Origin of the sequence: Bacillus carboniphilus (assembly GCF_020524035.2) — a bacterium.
In the GTDB taxonomy this organism is placed as follows: domain Bacteria; phylum Bacillota; class Bacilli; order Bacillales; family JAIVKR01; genus Bacillus_CC.
The window spans coordinates 1,401,094-1,419,741 of sequence record NZ_CP129013.1 but is presented as its reverse complement, the minus strand read 5'-3'; the positions used below and the strand labels follow the sequence as shown (position 1 = coordinate 1,419,741).

The 18,648-nt window shown below is 37.1% G+C and carries 15 protein-coding genes and 4 pseudogenes; 14 read left to right on the top strand and 5 right to left on the bottom strand.

The window, feature by feature from the left end:
* The first annotated feature begins 7 nt into the window (after positions 1-7).
* Both gcvPA and gcvPB read left to right on the top strand, forming a co-directional pair.
* The gene (gcvPA, locus tag LC087_RS07275; RefSeq protein WP_226539981.1) at positions 8-1,354 is read left to right on the top strand and encodes an aminomethyl-transferring glycine dehydrogenase subunit GcvPA; all 1,347 of its coding nucleotides are present in this window, start codon (positions 8-10) and stop codon (positions 1,352-1,354) included.
* Positions 1,347-2,806: pseudogene (gcvPB, locus tag LC087_RS07270) on the top strand (aminomethyl-transferring glycine dehydrogenase subunit GcvPB). Before gcvPA ends, gcvPB begins: the two are co-directional and overlap by 8 nt.
* A gap of 621 nt (positions 2,807-3,427) precedes the next feature.
* On the opposite strand, the gene LC087_RS07265 reads toward gcvPB, so the two are convergent.
* Positions 3,428-3,805, bottom strand: coding sequence for a rhodanese-like domain-containing protein (locus tag LC087_RS07265; protein ID WP_226539983.1), 378 nt, complete (start codon positions 3,803-3,805; stop codon positions 3,428-3,430).
* A 193-nt stretch (positions 3,806-3,998) separates the two neighbouring features.
* Here LC087_RS07265 and LC087_RS07260 point away from each other — a divergent pair, with 193 nt between their 5' ends.
* From LC087_RS07260 to LC087_RS07245, 4 genes and pseudogenes are all read left to right on the top strand, one after another.
* The gene (locus LC087_RS07260) at positions 3,999-4,835 is read left to right on the top strand and encodes a lipoate--protein ligase family protein (RefSeq protein WP_226539984.1); all 837 of its coding nucleotides are present in this window, start codon (positions 3,999-4,001) and stop codon (positions 4,833-4,835) included.
* A 152-nt stretch (positions 4,836-4,987) separates the two neighbouring features.
* Positions 4,988-7,540, top strand: a complete 2,553-nt coding sequence (locus LC087_RS07255) for a vitamin B12-dependent ribonucleotide reductase (RefSeq protein WP_226539985.1) — start codon at positions 4,988-4,990, stop codon at positions 7,538-7,540.
* Positions 7,541-8,105: 565 nt separating this feature from the next.
* Positions 8,106-8,528: a transcriptional regulator MntR gene (gene mntR / locus LC087_RS07250; RefSeq protein ID WP_226539986.1), complete on the top strand. Its 423-nt coding sequence runs from the start codon at positions 8,106-8,108 to the stop codon at positions 8,526-8,528.
* 133 nt (positions 8,529-8,661) lie between these two features.
* Positions 8,662-9,541 (top strand): annotated as a pseudogene (locus LC087_RS07245) (patatin-like phospholipase family protein).
* An 88-nt stretch (positions 9,542-9,629) separates the two neighbouring features.
* Here the strand turns inward: LC087_RS07245 and LC087_RS07240 are convergent.
* A complete protein-coding gene (locus LC087_RS07240; protein WP_306020478.1) occupies positions 9,630-9,920 on the bottom strand; it encodes an SA1362 family protein in 291 nt (96 codons plus the stop codon).
* Positions 9,921-10,008: 88 nt separating this feature from the next.
* A pseudogene (locus tag LC087_RS07235) lies at positions 10,009-10,966 on the bottom strand (DUF1385 domain-containing protein).
* A gap of 533 nt (positions 10,967-11,499) precedes the next feature.
* Between LC087_RS07235 and LC087_RS07230 the strand changes: the two are divergent.
* The 4 genes and pseudogenes from LC087_RS07230 (at position 11,500) to efp (ending at position 14,211) form a co-directional block, all read left to right on the top strand.
* A complete protein-coding gene (locus LC087_RS07230) occupies positions 11,500-12,045 on the top strand; it encodes a YqhR family membrane protein (protein WP_226539992.1) in 546 nt (181 codons plus the stop codon).
* Between the two features lie 78 nt (positions 12,046-12,123).
* Positions 12,124-12,570, top strand: a complete 447-nt coding sequence (gene aroQ, locus LC087_RS07225) for a type II 3-dehydroquinate dehydratase (RefSeq protein WP_226539993.1) — start codon at positions 12,124-12,126, stop codon at positions 12,568-12,570.
* The gene (locus tag LC087_RS07220; RefSeq protein ID WP_226539994.1) at positions 12,567-13,628 is read left to right on the top strand and encodes a M24 family metallopeptidase; all 1,062 of its coding nucleotides are present in this window, start codon (positions 12,567-12,569) and stop codon (positions 13,626-13,628) included. Before aroQ ends, LC087_RS07220 begins: the two co-directional genes overlap by 4 nt.
* Positions 13,629-13,654: 26 nt before the next feature.
* Positions 13,655-14,211 (top strand): annotated as a pseudogene (gene efp / locus LC087_RS07215) (elongation factor P).
* A gap of 445 nt (positions 14,212-14,656) precedes the next feature.
* On the opposite strand, the gene LC087_RS07210 reads toward efp, so the two are convergent.
* Entirely contained in the window at positions 14,657-14,788 is a 132-nt protein-coding gene (locus LC087_RS07210) for a hypothetical protein (protein WP_264189876.1), read from the bottom strand.
* Between the two features lie 455 nt (positions 14,789-15,243).
* On the opposite strand from LC087_RS07210, the gene LC087_RS07205 reads away from it, so the two are divergent.
* Both LC087_RS07205 and LC087_RS07200 read left to right on the top strand, forming a co-directional pair.
* Positions 15,244-15,561, top strand: a complete 318-nt coding sequence (locus LC087_RS07205; protein ID WP_306020474.1) for an endonuclease/exonuclease/phosphatase family protein — start codon at positions 15,244-15,246, stop codon at positions 15,559-15,561.
* A complete protein-coding gene (locus LC087_RS07200) occupies positions 15,558-16,175 on the top strand; it encodes an exonuclease/endonuclease/phosphatase family protein (RefSeq protein ID WP_306020472.1) in 618 nt (205 codons plus the stop codon). The genes LC087_RS07205 and LC087_RS07200 overlap by 4 nt, the downstream gene beginning before the upstream one ends.
* Before the next feature lie 66 nt (positions 16,176-16,241).
* Here LC087_RS07200 and proC read toward each other — a convergent pair whose 3' ends face one another.
* On the bottom strand, positions 16,242-17,048 hold the full coding sequence (gene proC / locus LC087_RS07195) for a pyrroline-5-carboxylate reductase (protein ID WP_226539997.1): 807 nt from the start codon (positions 17,046-17,048) through the stop codon (positions 16,242-16,244).
* A gap of 166 nt (positions 17,049-17,214) precedes the next feature.
* On the opposite strand from proC, the gene spoIIIAA reads away from it, so the two are divergent.
* Together spoIIIAA and spoIIIAB are read left to right on the top strand one after the other, a co-directional pair.
* On the top strand, positions 17,215-18,129 hold the full coding sequence (gene spoIIIAA, locus LC087_RS07190) for a stage III sporulation protein AA (RefSeq protein ID WP_226539998.1): 915 nt from the start codon (positions 17,215-17,217) through the stop codon (positions 18,127-18,129).
* Complete coding sequence (spoIIIAB, locus tag LC087_RS07185; protein WP_226539999.1) at positions 18,123-18,638, top strand: stage III sporulation protein SpoIIIAB; 516 nt, start codon at positions 18,123-18,125, stop codon at positions 18,636-18,638. The genes spoIIIAA and spoIIIAB overlap by 7 nt, the downstream gene beginning before the upstream one ends.
* Positions 18,639-18,648: the final 10 nt, after the last annotated feature.

Sequence of the window (18,648 nt, the reverse complement as noted above, 5' to 3'; positions counted from 1 at the left end):
AAGGATCATGAAGCATCGTTACTTACCAATGACAGAGCAAGACCAACAGGACATGTTAAAAGAAATAGGCATCGAATATATAGACGAATTGTTTGCGGATATACCTGAAGACGTTCGCTATACAGGACCATACAATATTAAAAAAGCAAAGTCAGAAACGGAATTAGTAAAAGAGTTAACAAAACTTGCGGGAAAAAATAAAGACTTACGCACGCACCCTTCCTTTTTGGGTGCTGGAGTTTACGATCATTATACTCCTGTCATAGTGGATCATGTGTTATCTCGTTCGGAATTTTACACAGCTTATACTCCTTATCAGCCTGAAATATCTCAAGGGGAGCTTCAAGCTATATTTGAATTTCAAACGATGGTTTGTGAGCTTACAGGGATGGATATTGCCAACTCCTCCATGTATGATGGAGGAACTTCATTAGCAGAAGCAGCTATGCTGGCAGCTGGTCATACGAAAAAGAAAAAAGTCCTTGTCTCAAAAGTGGTTCATCCAGAATCAAGAGCCGTTTTGTCTACGTATGCAAAAGGGCAAAATATTGAAGTGATTGAGATATCTCATGATAATGGGGTTACCGATCAAAACCATCTAGAAAAAGAAATGGATGACGATGTAGCAGCTGTTATTGTTCAATACCCTAACTTTTTTGGTCAAATAGAAAGACTTGATGAGATTGAGTCGATTGTTCATAGTAAAAAAGCTTTATTCGTCGTTTCTGCAAATCCTCTTTCTTTAGGAGCGCTGACTCCTCCTGGTGAGTTTAAAGCTGATATTGTAGTAGGGGATACACAACCTTTTGGGATTCCTGCTCAGTATGGTGGTCCACATTGTGGGTATTTTGCGGTCACTAAAAAGCTGATGAGAAAAGTCCCGGGTAGACTGGTTGGAGAAACGACTGACGAATTAGGAAATCGAGGTTTCGTGTTAACCTTACAAGCGAGGGAGCAGCATATTAGAAGAGACAAGGCTACGTCAAATATATGCTCTAACCAAGCGTTAAATGCACTAGCGTCAAGTGTGGCGATGACAGCGCTTGGAAAAGAAGGAGTAAAGGAAATTGCCTTTCAAAATATTCAAAAAGCCCATTTCGCTAAAACATTGGCTAAAAAGATAGGGTTAAACGTTGTTTACTCTGGCCCGATGTTTAACGAGTTTGTTGTCAAACTTCCTTCTTCTATTAAAAAAGTCAATCAAAAATTGATTAAGAAAGGTTGGATCGGTGGATATGATCTTGGACGTGATTATCCAGAGTTAGAAAACCATATGCTTATCGCTGTTACGGAGCAACGGACGAAGGAACAAATTAGTGAATTTTTAAAAGAAATGGGGGATCGTCATGAATAACCAACAACAATCGCTGATCTTTGAAGTGAGTAAGCCAGGTCGTATAGGATATAGTTTACCTGAGTTAGATGTTGAAACAGTTGACCTTAGCGACGTTCTCCCTAATCAATTTATACGAAAAGAGCCTGCAAGCTTACCAGAAGTATCTGAGCTTGATATAATGCGTCATTATACTGCTTTATCGAAACGAAATCACGGGGTTGATTCAGGCTTTTATCCACTTGGATCTTGTACGATGAAATACAACCCAAAAATCAACGAGCATATTGCTAGAATACCAGGCTTTTCTTCTATTCATCCGTTGCAAGAAGAAGAGACGGTACAAGGTTCACTTGAGCTTATGTACGATCTCCAAGTTCATTTACAAGAGATTACAGGGATGGATGAAGTTACGCTTCAACCTGCTGCTGGGGCACATGGTGAATGGACGGGCTTAATGATTATTCGGGCATTCCATGAAGCTAATGGTGATACGAAAAGAACGAAGGTGATTATTCCTGATTCACTCATGGAACCAATCCCGCTTCAGCAACCGTAGCAGGGTTTGAAACCGTAACGGTGAAATCAGGAGGAAATGGTCTTGTAGACTTAGAAGATTTAAAGCGGGTCGTCGGTGAGGATACAGCTGCTTTAATGTTAACAAACCCAAATACTTTAGGATTATTCGAACGAGAGATTGTCGAAATGGCAAATATCGTACACGAGGCTGGCGGAAAACTATACTATGATGGTGCTAATTTGAACGCTGTGTTAAGTAAGGCAAGACCAGGAGATATGGGTTTTGATGTTGTCCATTTAAACCTTCATAAAACCTTTACTGGTCCGCACGGTGGTGGGGGACCCGGATCGGGACCTGTTGGTGTAAAAGAAGATTTAAGATCATTTTTGCCAAAGCCAGTATTGGTGAAAAAAGATGATCAATTCATGTTTGATTATGACCGTCCTGACTCAATTGGACGGGTGAAACCTTATTATGGTAATTTTGGTATTAATGTCAGGGCGTATACGTATATCCGTTCAATGGGGCCTGATGGCTTAAAGGCTGTTACGGAAAACGCAGTTTTAAATGCTAACTACATGATGAGAAAGCTAGCTCCTTACTACGATTTACCGTATGATCAGCATTGTAAGCATGAATTCGTCCTATCAGGGAGAAGGCAGAAAAAGCTTGGAGTACGAACACTTGATATTGCTAAACGACTCCTGGATTTTGGCTTTCATCCGCCGACCATCTATTTCCCACTAAACGTCGAGGAATGTATGATGATCGAACCTACGGAAACCGAATCAAAGGAGACGTTAGATGAGTTTATTGATGTGATGATTCAAATTGCTAAGGAAGTAGAGGAATCCCCAGAAGTTGTTCAGGAAGCTCCTTATACAACTGTGATAAAACGTTTAGATGAAACGAAAGCAGCAAGAAAGCCAGTGTTAAGATATCAAAAGAAGTAAGAATAAGAAAGTAACCCTTTGTGTGAATGTTTTTCATACAAGGGGTTTTTTATATCTTCTTTACTCTCATCTATCAGACTATTACCTATATTCAATGAGGAGAGGGGAATCTCCTTAGAAGAGTCATCAACAAATAATCAAATTGTCTCTAACTGTGTCGTTAACAACCAAGTGGATATTGTTGATGATGATGATAATTTCTTTAAAAATAATAAATGTAATACGTCTGTTCCACCTGAGATTTGTGGAGTTTGCAAAAGTAGAAGGAAAATGTAGTGAGATGTAAAAAGTGAAAGATGATATAAAACGGAGTGGTTTTTGGCCTTGTGCTCTTACCTGTCTATTTTTAATTATTAGCGCCTGTTTGGAACCCTTTTTAAAGTTAGTACATAACATGTACTAACTATTATTAATGTCTCTTCATTCAAAGCGTTCCAAACATTTAGTATAGGTAGTAGTCCACAAGTGCTAGTTGTATTTAATTCTTTAAGTTAGAGTGAGAAGTGTAATAGAATAAAGGTTGTGACCATTGCATGTGTTTTTAGGCGGCTCTGTAAAAGGGATAAAAGCATCCTTCTACAGAGCTTTGTGTTTTCAATAGAAAATTGAATTTTAGCTATGTTATTTCTTAGGGAATTTAACCTTCCCTGTCCACGATCTAAATCCGCCTTTTAATGTATACAAGTCTTTAATGCCTTTTTTACGAAGCATTTGCGCAGCTCTTCCGCTACGAGTCGTATTTTGGCAATATAAGTAGACAGGTTGATCCGGGCGGATTTCTTGATAACGTTGACGTAATTGAGACATTGGTATATTTCTTGCACCTAAAATATGCCCCGCTTTATATTCGTTCGGCTCTCTAACATCAATGAGCTGTGCTTTACGATAGCCTTCAATAAATTCCTCTTGTGTAAGTCTTTTTAGGAGTCTTCTTTGGTATAGAAAAGTTCCAAGTAAATAAATGAGTAAAGCACCAACAAGTATTAATAAAATTTCCATTGAATCATTTCGCTCCTTACAGTAATGTATGTTAAGTGGTATTTTTTAAGTCAAATGTTAAAGCCCACGTTCTATTATATAAAACCTTAATGAAATTGTCATCGGTTGCAACCATGAATCTATTTATTTTACATATAAAAGTGATTTGGCTATAGTAAATGAACGGAAAAGTCCCAAAAAGAAGGTGATTATAATGGAAAAAGAAACGTGGAGATATATTGATTCCGGTTATTGCTCTCCTGAGTTTAATATGGCGTTAGATGAAGCACTATTAGATTGGCATAGTCAGGGGTTGATACCGCCGACTATCCGTTTTTATGGATGGAATCCTGCGACTTTATCGATTGGTTATTTTCAGAAAGCAAAAAAAGAAATTAACTTTCAAGCAGTGAAGGATCAGAAGTTAGGTTTTGTTCGTCGTCCAACAGGGGGAAGAGGCGTTTTACACGATCAAGAACTGACGTATAGTGTCATTGTCCATGAAGAACATGAACAAATGCCCAAAACTGTGACTGAGGCTTATCGCGTCATTTCTGAGGGCATTTTAGAAGGATTTCGTCAATTAGGATTAAAAGCAGAGTTCTCCATTCCTCGCTCTGAAGAAGAAAAAAGAGGATTGAAAAACCCACGCTCTTCTGTATGTTTTGATGCTTCATCTTGGTATGAATTGATTGTAGAAGGGAGAAAAGTAGCAGGTAGTGCGCAAACGAGACAAAAAGGTGTGATTTTACAACATGGATCCATTTTATTAAATATGGATGAGGATCAATTGTTCGATCTATTCAACTTCCCTAATGAACGTGTGAAAGAACGAATGAAACAAGGGTTTAAAAATAAAGCAGTAGCAACAAATGATTTGGCTAAAAGGGAGATTTCTATCAACGAAGCTAAAACAGCATTTAAAAAAGGGTTCGAACTAGGATTGAATATTAACCTCGAACCTTACGAATTAAATGAAAAAGAAAAATTTTATGTACAAAAGTTAGCTAAAGAAAAATATGCAAGTGATGAATGGAATTTTAAACGTTAAACAATTGCATTTAATGGTCGATTTACATAATGAAATAGATCTATTTTTCTTAAAAAAAGATCTACCTACAATCAATATGTTGTGATATACTATCATCTATAATACGACATATTGATTTTTATTGTATAGATTGATAAAGGAGCGTTTTGGTCATGGCTGTGAAAGAAATAATAAAGAATACCATTGATGTGAACAAACTAAACAAGGACATTCGTCAATTTTCGCAAGTTCACCCTATAGAAGAAGACATGAAGATTACCCACAGCGGTGTTTCTCGACTCGTGATGATCGATCGATATTCTTTTAAGGATACGGAGAAACTTACGTTAACAAGTGGGGATTTTGTTGTGTTAACGATAAAAGAAGATCCGAAATTTCCTGCGAGAGGATTAGGAATCATCCAAGCGATTGATTGGCTTGAGAAAACCGCTACTGTCTTAGTAGAGGAAGAATTTCGTCATTCATTAGACACGCAAGAAGAAATAGAGACAGGGATAATTAAACGGTCGCTAAATGTCATTGAAAAGCCTTTAGAAATTTTTTATGAACAAATTGCTAGGAGGAATGCAACGGGATTAGCAGCAGTAGAAAATACGGAAGAGAAAAAGAATGAATGGTATGAAAAGTTTTACCAACAATTAAAAAATAAAAATTTTATTCCAGCAGGTCGTGTTCTTTATGGGGCGGGAACTGGTACAGATGTAACGTATTTTAACTGTTATGTGATGCCCTATATTCAAGATTCACGAGAAGGTATTTCAGAACATAGGAAAAAAGTAATGGAAATTATGAGTCGGGGAGGCGGAGTAGGAACAAATGGTTCAACGCTAAGACCTCGAAATACGTTAGCTAAAGGGGTTAATGGAAAGTCTTCTGGTTCCGTTTCATGGCTAGATGATATTGCCAAGTTGACGCACCTTGTCGAACAAGGAGGTTCACGTAGAGGTGCACAAATGATTATGTTAACGGACTGGCATCCTGATATCATTGAGTTTATTATTTCAAAGATGCAAAACCCAAAAATTTTACGCTTTTTAGTTGAAAGTACAAACGATGATCAAATCAAGAAAGCAGCTCAAGATAAATTGAAATTTACACCTCTCAAGGAGCAAGAGAGAGACATGTACCAAGGCATTGTCAATTTCAAGGCTGTTCCTGGTCAAGGAGGATTTACGGAGCAGGTGATTGCTGAAGCAGAATCCATGCTACGTGAAGGTGGAAAGTATAGTGTACACCAAGAGGATTTCTTAACAGGTGCTAATATATCGATTTGTTTAACAAAGGAATTTATGCAGGCAGTTGAAAATGACGATATGTACAAGCTGCGTTTTCCTGATGTTGAAAAGTATACCAAAGAAGAAATGAAGGATTATAACGAAAAGTGGCATGAAGTTGGGGATGTCAGAGAGTGGGAAGGCATGGGATATGCGATTCGCACGTATCGTGAAATTAAAGCAAAAGAGCTTTGGAATTTAATTAACATTTGCGCCACTTATTCTGCTGAACCAGGTATTTTCTTTATTGACAATGCAAATGAAATGACGAATGCTAAAAGTTATGGACAAAAAGTTGTAGCAACTAATCCATGCGGTGAACAACCTCTAGCGCCATTTTCTGTGTGCAACCTCGCAGCGATTAACTTGGCTGAAATGGCGGATAAACAAAATAAAAAAGTGGATTTTGAAAAACTAAAAGAGACGGTTTCAGTTGGAGTAAGACTTCAAGATAACGTTATTGATGCCACTCCTTACTTTCTAGAAGAAAATAAACAACAAGCTTTAGGAGAAAGAAGGCTAGGTCTTGGTGTTATGGGGTTACATGATCTCCTCATATATTGTGAAACAGAGTATGGTTCAGAAGAAGGAAACCAATTAATTGACCAAGTATTTGAAACGATTGCGACAACAGCTTATCAAGCTTCAGTTGAATTGGCGAAGGAAAAAGGGAGCTTTCCATTTTTAGTAGGTAAGAGCGATGAAGAAACGGCTCGTTTGAGAACCGCTTTTACTGAATCGGGTTATATGCAAAAAATGCCTCATGCAATCAGAGAACAAATTTTGGAGCATGGAATTCGTAACTCACATCTCCTAACTGTTGCGCCGACAGGTTCAACTGGAACAATGGTTGGTGTCTCGACTGGATTAGAACCATATTTTTCTTTCTCTTATTATCGGAGCGGTCGTTTAGGAAAGTTTATTGAAGTAAAAGCGGATATAGTACAAGAATATTTATCTGCTAACAGAGAGGTTGATCCAGAAAACTTACCACATTGGTTTATATCCTCAATGGATTTATCTCCCGAAGCTCATGCAGATGTTCAATGTGTGATTCAAAGGTGGATTGACAGCTCCATTAGTAAAACGGTTAATGCGCCTAGAGGTTATTCAGTAGAACAAGTTGAGAAGGTTTATGAACGTTTGTATAAAGGCGGTGCCAAAGGCGGGACAGTCTACGTTGATGGTAGTCGTGATTCACAAGTTTTAACGCTTAAGGCAGAAGAAAATACGATGGATGAAATGGTGTTTGACAAAAAAACAGAAAAAGTGGTCTTAATGAACACGGTGCAAGATGTACGTTCTACAAATGTATTGATTGGAAATGAAGTAGGGAACACTTGTCCTGTTTGTCGCAAAGGAACGGTAGAAGAAGTTGGTGGTTGCAACACATGTGTGAAGTGTGGCGCTCAGCTTAAATGTGGACTGTGATAATTATTGAAAGGAATCGAGCCATCTCGATTCCTTTTCCATGTAAAAGAAGGATCATCAATAACAACTTGCTTTGCTATTTGATGTAGTGTAAACTTTAGTTGGTTGACTAAAAGCGCTTTCCAGCTTTTATGACTCAACAAAAAATAAATACAATTACTTAAAGTGTGTGTTCAAAAAGTAGGGAAAAAGAGCCGAGAAGAACGAGGCGACTCCTTAAAGGAACGCAGGCTAAGTTCAGTCACGTCCTGTGGTTAACGCCTGCGCTAGCCCGTCCTGGGCATCGAAGCACCACAGTGTACGTACAGATGACGGAACACAGGCTAAAAGCAACCACGTCGTTTGGTTAACGCCTGCGCTAGCACATCGTGTGCGTCGAAGGAACGTAAAAGCAATCCAACAAAGTTATTCAACCGACATTTTTTCAGGACTTTTTGAACAACCTCTTAAAACTACATAATGAATAGATTGAAAGGTTAACAAATATTTATACATAAATGAAGGTTAACTAGCTTACCTTGCATAACAGTTAATGATGAACAATACCTTTATGGGAGGGAATTACATGCCAACACCGAGCATGGAGGATTATATAGAACAAATTTATTTACTCATTCAGGATAAAGGATACGCCCGTGTATCGGACATTGCAGATGCTTTGTCTGTACATCCCTCCTCCGTTACAAAAATGGTTCAAAAACTAGATAAAGATGACTATCTTAATTATGAACGATATAGAGGATTAGCCTTGTCAGCAAAGGGGAAAAAGATTGGTGAACGTCTTGTATATCGCCATGAGTTGTTAGAAAAGTTTATGAGAATCATTGGTGTGCAAGAGGACAAAATTTATAATGATGTGGAAGGAATTGAGCATCATATTAGTTGGGATGCCATCGCACGAATTGGAGATCTCGTAGATTATTTTGAAGAAGATGACCAGAGAGTGAATTCCCTTAAAGAAGTTCAAACAAGAAATGAGAAAGAATAAATATTAGTGATGCAGATATTAAAAAGGTGGACAGACTTGATTTCCAAGATGTTCATCTTTTTTCGTGTGAAAAAGGTCTTTTTCCTATAACCTTTACTTAAAATAGTGTTAAGTAACGTATGGGGGGATTTCAATGGACATTGATGGTGTTTTTTCGGGAGGAGGCATCAAGGGATTTGCTTTAATTGGAGCTCTTAAAGCTGTTGAAGAGCAGGGGTTTCGATATGTTAGGTTAGCTGGAACGAGTGCAGGATCAATTATCTCCTCATTTATTGCTGCAGGTTATTCAAGCATAGAAATAGAGAAATTAATGGAAGATATTGTAGTGGAGAATTTTTTAAATGGACATCACAAAATTTGGCCTCTTCGATTTACGAAATGGCTGCTGTTTTATTGGAAATTGGGCTTGTATAAGGGAGAAGAGCTAGAAAAATGGCTTCGTGTTTGCTTAAATAAAAAAGGAATTTATACTTTTGCTGACTTGCCTCACAATCGTTTGAAAATAATTGCATCAGATTTAACGAGAGGGAATTTAGTCGTTTTTCCTGATGACTTATCAAGCTATGGTCTGAATCCAAATCAATTTTCTGTTGCTAGGGCTGTTCGAATGAGTTGTAGTTTACCTTACTTCTTTCGTCCGGTAAAACTAGTCAATAAAGGAGAAGAACATATTATTGTGGACGGCGGTGTGTTAAGTAATTTTCCAATATGGCTTTTCGATGAAGAAAAGAGGCAGCGACCTGTTTTAGGTATTAAACTTAGTCAAAATTCAGAAGAAATGCCAGGAAATAAAATTACTAATGCTTTTGAGATGTTTGGAGCTTTATTTACGACAATGAAGGACGCGCATGACGCAAGGCATATATCAAGAAGGCATGAACAGAACATTGTGTTTATCCCAATGGATCACTCTTTAACAACAGAATTTGATTTGACAGACGAAAAAAAAATCGGTGTTAATCAATTTAGGGTACCGAAAAACAACCGATTTCTTTTTAAGGTGGACATATTAGATTTTACACATTTTAAAAAAGAGCCTTATTTTTTTTCTTGCCTTTTTTCCCTTCGATGACAGTTAAATGACTATGATCTCGACGTTTTCTAATGGCAGGAGTTGAGCTTCTTGTTAAATTCTCTTCTTTTAACAGAAGGTCTATTCTTATTATGTCGTTTTTTTGATTTTTTTGCAGCTTTAACAAAGGATTGATATTCCGTTCCTTTGTTTTTGCTCATAATAAATCTGATCACTAAGAAAATAATGCTAATCACAATTATCCATACTAATAGTGTACTAAAAAAATTTTTCGTATCATACAGGATTGAAAACAGCAAACCAATGGTTGCTAAAGAAATAATCAGTAAAAAAATCCAATAGGTTATTATTTTATTCAATGTAAGCCACCTCCACCCAACAGCTTTATTGAAAGAGTTAAAAATCTAGCATTCTCAGACCAAATTTATGTCGTTTTCTAAATAAATCCTACCCAATTTGTGTATCTTTAAGGTTAATTTGTTCTTGTGCAGATTTTTCTTCTAGTTTAAGTAATGCATTAAAACTAGCAATCGCCACTTCAACTTGATCATCATTTGGTTCTTTTGTTGTTAATAATTGTAGCCATAAACCTGGGTAGCCAAGAAACTTAAGAAAAGGAATCTCACGCAATTTATTCGTCCATTGTAAAACCTCAAATGAGACGCCTAAAACAATAGGAATTAAAGCCAATCTATTCACAACCCGAAGCCAAAGAGGATCGGTTGGTACGAGTAAATAGATAAAGAACCCAACAATCACTGTAAATAAAATAAAACTACTCCCACATCGATAATGAAGCCTTGTTTGTTTTTGAACATTCTCAACAGTTAGAGAAAGATTATTTTCATAAGTATTAATCACTTTATGTTCGGCACCATGATATTGAAAGACGCGTTTAATCAAAGGTGTAAAAGAAATCGCGTAAATATAGCCCAAAAGTAAACAAAGTTTAAACAGACTTTCAATAAAGACTTGTGCTGAATCACTTGGGAAAATAGGCTTAAAGAGTTCCGCTAAAAAAAACAGGTACTAAAGTGAATATGACTTTCCCAAATATGAACGATAAAATTCCAACAACGGCAATACCTAAAATCAATGTTAACTTTGATTGTTGCTGGTTCTCTTCAATCGTTGAATCTTCACTTGGGTCCACATCATAACGCTCTGATGAGAAATTTAAGTGCTTCGACCCATTTGCACTAGCTTCTAATATGGCAACAATCCCTCTTAAAAAAGGAATCTTTTTGAAGAATGATAAAATGGGTTGCTGTTTTCTTGGAAGATGAAAATAATCCAATGTTTGATCATTTCGTCTGATTGCTGTTACGTAATGGTTTTTCCCGCCAAACATAACGCCCTCAATCACTGCTTGCCCCCCATAAACAGGTTTGCTTTCATTTGTCATTTGACACCTACCTACCTTCTTTTTCAGTGTATCTTCACTTAAAGAGGTTGTTCAAAAAGTCATGGAAAATTGCTGTCGAATAACTTTGTTGTCTCGCTATTCCACTCCTCAGGCGCACACGATGTGCTAGCGCAGGCGTTAACTCGCGCGACGTGGTTGCTTTTAGCCTGTGATCCGTCATCTGAACGTACACTGTGGTGCTTCGATGCCCAGGACGGGCTAGCGCAGGCGTTGACACAGGACGTGACTGAACTTAGCCTGCGTTCCTTTAAGGAGTCGCCTCGTTCTTCTCGGCCCTTTTCTCCCTACTTTTTGAACACGCACTTAAAGGTTCTAAGTTAGATTATATGAATCTTAATAGTATATATTCTACAAGAGTTTTCTGTAAACCTCTAGTAAATAATCCTTTTATTCTTTTGGTAGTTTCGATGCTTATAACCTATAGTATGGACAAATAAATTGTAAAATAGTCATTTTTATCTACTGTCATGCTCGTCTTTTTTTCGGACATACTATTTGTGAGGTGACTACATATGACCAATCAACAAGAAGTTCAAAAAAGTCGTGAAAAAGGAAAGCAGGAAGGTCAGCTTGAGCAAAATAAACAAGAGCCACCTTTATCGTTTGTTAGCCGTGTGATGATTACTGGTTTTTTTGGTGGTGTCTTTTGGAGTTTTTTAGCTTATGTTGCGCATATTTTTAATTTTACGTCAATTGGTCCCAATATGATTCTTATTCCCTTTGCCGTTGGTGATTGGAAATATGAAACACTGGGGCACTTGTTAGGAATTCTAGCGATTGGATTAGTTAGTATTTTAGTTGCATTATTGTACTATGTAACGTTAAAAAGGTTTCAGTCTATATGGGTCGGTGCAATGTATGGGCTTGTATTATGGGGCTTTGTTTTCATTGTATTAAAGCCGTTATTTCCAGATATGGAGCCGATTACAAAAATAGGGATTAATACGAATGTAACAACTATTTGCACCTATTTACTTTTTGGCGTCTTTGTAGGTTATTCTATCTCTTTTGAAGCGAATGAAATTCAAAATCATCAAGGAAAAGAAGTGGAACAATAATGAGAATGCAAATAGAGTATGGTAGAATGTTCTTATCTGTGCATTCTACTTTTTTCTTTTTCAGGAGGTAGCAATTGGGTGAGTGAGTTTTTGGTAATTAATGGTCCTAATTTAAATAGGTTAGGTGTTCGAGAACCGAATCATTATGGTGCAAAAACGTTAATAGATTTAGAAAAAGAACTCAGGCAGTTTGCAAAATCGAATCAATGTCAAATTGCTTTTTTTCAATCGAATGTAGAAGGGATTCTCATTGATAAGATACATGAAAGTGAAGAGCTTTTTGATGGTGTGGTTATCAATCCTGGAGCGTATACACACTATAGCATTGCGATTCGTGATGCTATCGCAAGCATTTCTATCCCAGTCATTGAAGTACATCTATCTAATATTCATGCCAGAGAAGAATTTCGGCATCAGTCTGTTACAGCACCTGTAACGGTTGGCCAAATTATAGGTTTGGGTTTTTATGGATATAAGTTAGCCGTATTAGCACTGAAAAATAGAATAGGGGGAGTAAATAAATGAAGTTAGAAAGATTAAGAACGCGCCTAGATGAGTTAGAAGTAGAGGGGTTATTAATTACGAATTCTTATAATTGTCAATATATGACGGGGTTTACAGGATCATCAGGTGTGGCAATTATTACAAAAAACCATGCAGCTTTTATTACAGACTTTCGCTACATGGAGCAAGCTACTGAACAAGTAAAAGGGTATGAAATCATAGAACATAAGCAATCTCTTATAAAAGAAGTAGCAAAATTTATTGGTAAAACAGGCATTAAAAAATTAGGATTCGAACAAGATTCACTTAACTATGCGACTTACTCAGCCTACAAAGAGGAAATGGAAGATATTCAATTTGCTCCGGTTTCAAAAGCGGTGGAAAAGTTACGCTTGATTAAGTCTGAGGCAGAGATTAAGATATTAAAGGAAGCTGTACAAATAGCAGATGATGCTTTTGATCATATTTTGTCATACATAAAACCGGGTGTAAAAGAAACGGATGTATCAAATGAGTTAGAATTTTTTATGCGCAAAAACGGAGCTGTTTCTTCCTCGTTTGATAAAATTGTTGCTTCTGGTCATCGTTCCGCGCTTCCTCATGGGGTTGCAAGTGATAAGACCATTCAGTCGGGAGAGTTTGTGACACTCGATTTTGGAGCCTACTATAAAGGGTATTGTTCTGACATTACACGAACAGTGGCTGTTGGTGAACCAAACGAAAAATTGCGTGAAATCTATGATGTCGTTTTAAATGCTCAACTAAAAGGCATGCAGGAAATTAAACCTGGTTTAACAGGCAAGCAAGCGGATGCGATTACAAGGGATTACATAACTGAAATGGGTTATGGTGACTATTTTGGACATTCAACTGGTCATGGACTAGGTATGGAAGTTCATGAAGGACCGGGTCTTTCTAGTCGTTCAGATGAAGAATTAGTTCCGGGGATGGTTGTTACGGTTGAACCAGGAATCTATATTCCTGGTATAGGTGGTGTTCGAATCGAAGACGATACGGTGATAACCGAGAGTGGCAACGAATCGTTATCACATTCACCAAAAGAGTTAATTATACTGTAAATAGATTTTAGGAGGATTATTTTAACATGATATCTGTAAATGATTTTAGAACGGGATTAACAATTGAAGTAGATGGAGGGATTTGGCGAGTACTTGATTTTCAACACGTGAAACCAGGAAAAGGAGCAGCATTTGTTCGTTCCAAGCTTCGCAATCTCCGTACAGGTGCGATTCAAGAAAAAACGTTCCGTGCAGGTGAAAAAGTAGGAAAACTCAAATTGATACGAGAAAAATGCAATATTTATATGCTAATGGCAATATGCATGTGTTCATGGATATGAACAACTATGAGCAAATTGAATTGCCAGCAGATCAAATAGAATATGAGTTAAAGTTTTTAAAGGAAAACATGGAAGTTTCCATTATGATGTATGAAGCGGAAACGTTAGGAGTGGAGTTACCTAACACAGTTGAATTAACGGTCACAGAAACAGAACCTGGAATTAAAGGAGATACAGCTTCCGGTGGTTCTAAGCCAGCAATAGTAGAAACAGGCTTGTCTGTTAACGTTCCTTTCTTCGTTAACGAAGGGGATGTTTTGATTATTAACACAACAGACGGTTCTTACGTTTCAAGAGCATAGTGATCAATCAAATAGACCGACTCGCATTCTTTTTGGTAAAAGAGAACGAGTCGGTTTTTAATGTGAAGTTTAAAAAATCTATTCATTATAAGAGGTTGTTCAAAAAGTCCTGAAAAAATGTCGGTTGAATAACTTTGTTGGATTGCTTTTACGCTCCTTCGACGCACACGATGTGATAGCTCAGGCGTTAACCACACGACGTGGTTGCTTTTAGCCTGTGATCCGCCATCTGTACGTACACTATGGTGCTCGTAGCTTCGTCGCCTCGTTCTTCTCGGCCCTTTTCCCCCTACTTTTTGAACACGCACTATAAACCCTTTTTTTATTATTATGCTCAAAAGAAAATCAATTTCATAACTAAAAAAAACAAACAAAAAACACGAACAAAACAACTTTGAAATTTTCTTACTCAATGTTGTTAGACTTGTATTAGGTTCAACCACGCCTAGGTCTGACCTGAAAAAACATTCTCGAACTCAATTGGTGTTTGTTCTGCATCAATGACGGCGAGAATATCGATGTCATCAAGAGCATTAGGGTCTGTAAAAGTAAATTGAATTTGTAAACCTCGTTCCAACGCTTCTGCTTCCTCATTTAAGACCGCCAGAGTGAAACTGATAGTTGTGTTTCCGATTTAACAACAACAACATCAATTCCATATTGAACTTGATGTTGATGAATCCATATACAGTTTTTTTTACCTCCTATTTTTATAAATTTTATTTTATGTAACATTAATTATTTTGCTTAGACGAATACACCAATGGAAAAAACCCACCTTGATTTTAGTGTGAGTATTTGCTTTTAACTTTTATTTTTAAGGCTAGTCATCCCCATAGATTGGGGAAATAGGAGTTGAGAGTGATATATGGTAATTGGCTGTAAATAAAAAAATAGTTGCATCAAAATAAAAATAGATCTAAAAATGTGTACCTAATTCTTCGAATAATCCGCACACGTCCACCCCCCTTTTGTTAACTACCACATATTATATAAAAGAATGCAAAATCGAACTCTATTAAGGAGGATTTAATGATACAAAAAGGATTTAATTTAAATTTTTTAACATGGAACCTTTATTTAGGAGCAAATATTGTACCGTTGTTTTTCCCCCCACCAACTAAGGAAGAGCTTCCTAAAATCACGGAAGAAGTTTACCGACAATTTTCAGCTACGAATTTTCCAGTAAGAGCAAGAGCAATTGCAAAACAGATAAAAGAAATTAATCCAGACATTATTGGCTTGCAAGAAGTAGCAATCTGGACTCTTTCTCCACCTCAAGGAACAAAAGCGTCAAAAGTAGTAACGGACTTCTTAAATATATTACTTTGCACGTTAAAAAAAAGATGAACGTTCCTTATGAACTTGTAACAGTTGCCGGAAAAGCAGATGAATCTTATCCATCAACCAATGGTAATCGAGTTCGTTTAAGAGATTTTGATGTTTTTTTGGTTCGTAAAGGAGCAGACATTAAAATAACGAATATTGTTTCTAAAACTTTTACAGATAATCCATTTGCTGCGTACTCTTCCATCGATGTATCAAGGAACGGAAAAACGGTACGGATCATTAATACTCAGCTAGCTTTTGTGACTGTTAGTATCATGGAACAGATCAATGAATTATTGGGAGGACCGCTTAATACAGCGTTACCAGCACTCCTAACGGGTGATTTGCAATTTTCACCTGATTCTGCCGAGTACGCAAGGTTGTTAGATGATGGGTTTATTGATGCATGGAGCCAAATAAGAAAAAATAAAGGTTTTACTTCTAGTCAGACCTATGATCTTTTAAATGTTAATTCAACTTTGTCAAGACGAGATATTTATATTTTCTATAGAAACAAAAAAGATATAAACATAAAAAGTATTTCAAGAGTAGGAATTGATTTGTCTTCTAGAACGCGAACCGGTCTTTGGCCATCAAATCATGTTGGAATAAGCTCTAATATTTATATAAAATAATGATGGTGAGTGTGTTCTCAAAACTATTTTAAAACAAAAGCAGCCTTATTTTTGGCTGCTTTTTGTCTATTTTTCATCTTTGTCTATTTTTTTTGCTTTACGTGTTGTTTCGGTAATGGCACGGTGAACTATACTTTTATACAAATCATTTTGTAGAGAGTCAATTCCCGCGGATGTTGAACCACCAGGGGAAGAAACTTGATCTCGTAACATGACTGGATTAAGCTCTTTTTTGAGCATAAGAGAAGAACCATGAATCATTTGAGCGACAAGCTTTTCTGCTTTATCTTTTTCAACTCCATAAGACATGGCTGATTCGACAAGCGCCTCAGCAAAATAATAAACGAAGGCAGGTGCACTACCTGTTATCGCTGTTAAGTTCTTGACCTGTTCTTCTGAAAATTCTTCATACTCTCCAATTGAGGAAAGAATATCTTTAAGGATCTTTCTTTCTTTTAACGATACATCGTCACCACATGTATAAAGGGTAATGGACTCGCCAAGTTTAGCCGCGGTATTTGGCATCACCCAAGCGGCTGGAGTCTTTTCAGGTAAAGCCTTCTCTAATGCTTTGACACCAAAACCTCCAGCAACTGTTACGATCAATTGACCATTAATATAACTGTTCATTTCAGATAATACTTCATTGTGTATATCTGGTGGAATGGCAAGAATGATAACGTCTGAATCATGAATCGCTTCTTTCCAATGCGATACAGACTGAACGTTATATTCTTTCTCTAGCCAATCAAGTCTTTCTTTATCTGTTCGGTTCGTTACAACAATTTCAAAAGAAGTATTCATATATAGCCGTGAAATGATGGCAGTAGCCATACGTCCTGCCCCACAAAATAAAATTTTTGTCTTTTTCAAATCAAATCCTCCTTCCTAGCTAATTGAAAAGTATATCATGTTATATGATCTATCACTAACTTTAAAGATTCTAACGGTCATAATAAGGGTGGAGTAGCATACATTTAAAGTAAACAAGCCTAAAAGAGGTTGTTCAACAAGTCCAGAATGAACAGGAGGATTGCGTGTGGAAGAGGTGCTCAAATTATTACCAAAAGAGCTAGTAAAAGAAATGGAGCATTTCTCTCAGCCTTTGCTTAATAGAATAGAAGAAATAAGGTTAAGAATTAATCGACCTGTCGAAATGATATCATCGGGGAAATCTTATTTGTTCTCCTACCGCTTCTCTCAAAATGATCGTACTCAACTTTTAAATGAATTAAGTGATTATTCCTTTTATACATTAGAGGAAGAGTTGAAAAGAGGCTATATCACCGTAGAGGGAGGACACAGAGTTGGATTAGCAGGAAAAGTCATCATCGAAAAGGGACAAGTCAAAGCCTTACGTTACATTACTTCTTTCAATATACGTGTAGCTAGGCAAAAAATAGGCATAGCTAATCCATTAATCCCATTTTTACATGAAAGAAAATGGTTGAATACACTAATTGTCGGCCCCCCACAAACAGGAAAAACCACATTGTTGCGAGACATAGCACGATTCATTAGTTCAGGGTCATCTCTAATTTCTCCCAGTAAGGTGGGAATTGTTGATGAACGCTCGGAAATTGCAGGATCCGTTCACGGGGTTCCGCAACATTGTTTCGGTGAGAGGATCGATGTGCTTGATAGTTGTCCAAAGGCAGAAGGGATGATGATGCTCATCCGTTCAATGAGTCCCGATTGCATTGTTGTTGATGAGATTGGCAGAAAAGAAGATACGGAAGCCATGTTGGAAGCTGTCAATACAGGAGTGACCATTATTGTGACCGCTCATGGCGAAAGTATAAAAGATTTAATGAAAAGGCCAACAATAAGACCTCTTTTAGACGAAAAAGTTTTTCATCGTGTTGTTGAACTATCAAATAGAAAAGGACCAGGAACGATTCAACAAGTTATGGATAGTGAAGGAAAGAGTTTGAGTGTGATGCCCAGGTGTTAAAGCTCATTGGCTCCATCTTAATTATAACGGTAACGACTTGGATTGGGTTTGAAGTAGCAAAACAACTAAAAGAACGCCCAAAGCATCTTCGATATTTAAAAAACGCACTACAATCTTTAGAAGTAGAGATATTATACGGGCATACACCTTTAATTGAAGCAACGATGCGAATAGCGAAGCAAATTCCAAAACCTTTATCAACGATGTTTGATTCTTTCGCTCATAAGCTCCAGTCTAAACAAACAAATGTGATGGATGCATGGGAGGAAAGTATACAAGAAGTTTGGAGACAAACATCATTTAAACAAGGAGAATATGAAATTTTGACTCAGTTTGGAAAGACTCTTGGTCAACATGATATTGTCTCCCAACAAAAACACATAAGGTTGGCACTCAATCATCTAGAACGAGAAGAAGGGGATGCGATTGAAAGACAGACTAGGTATGAAAAGATGGTTAAGAGTCTTGGGTTTTTATCAGGTCTATTGATCGTCATCTTATTAATATAGGTCAATTGAT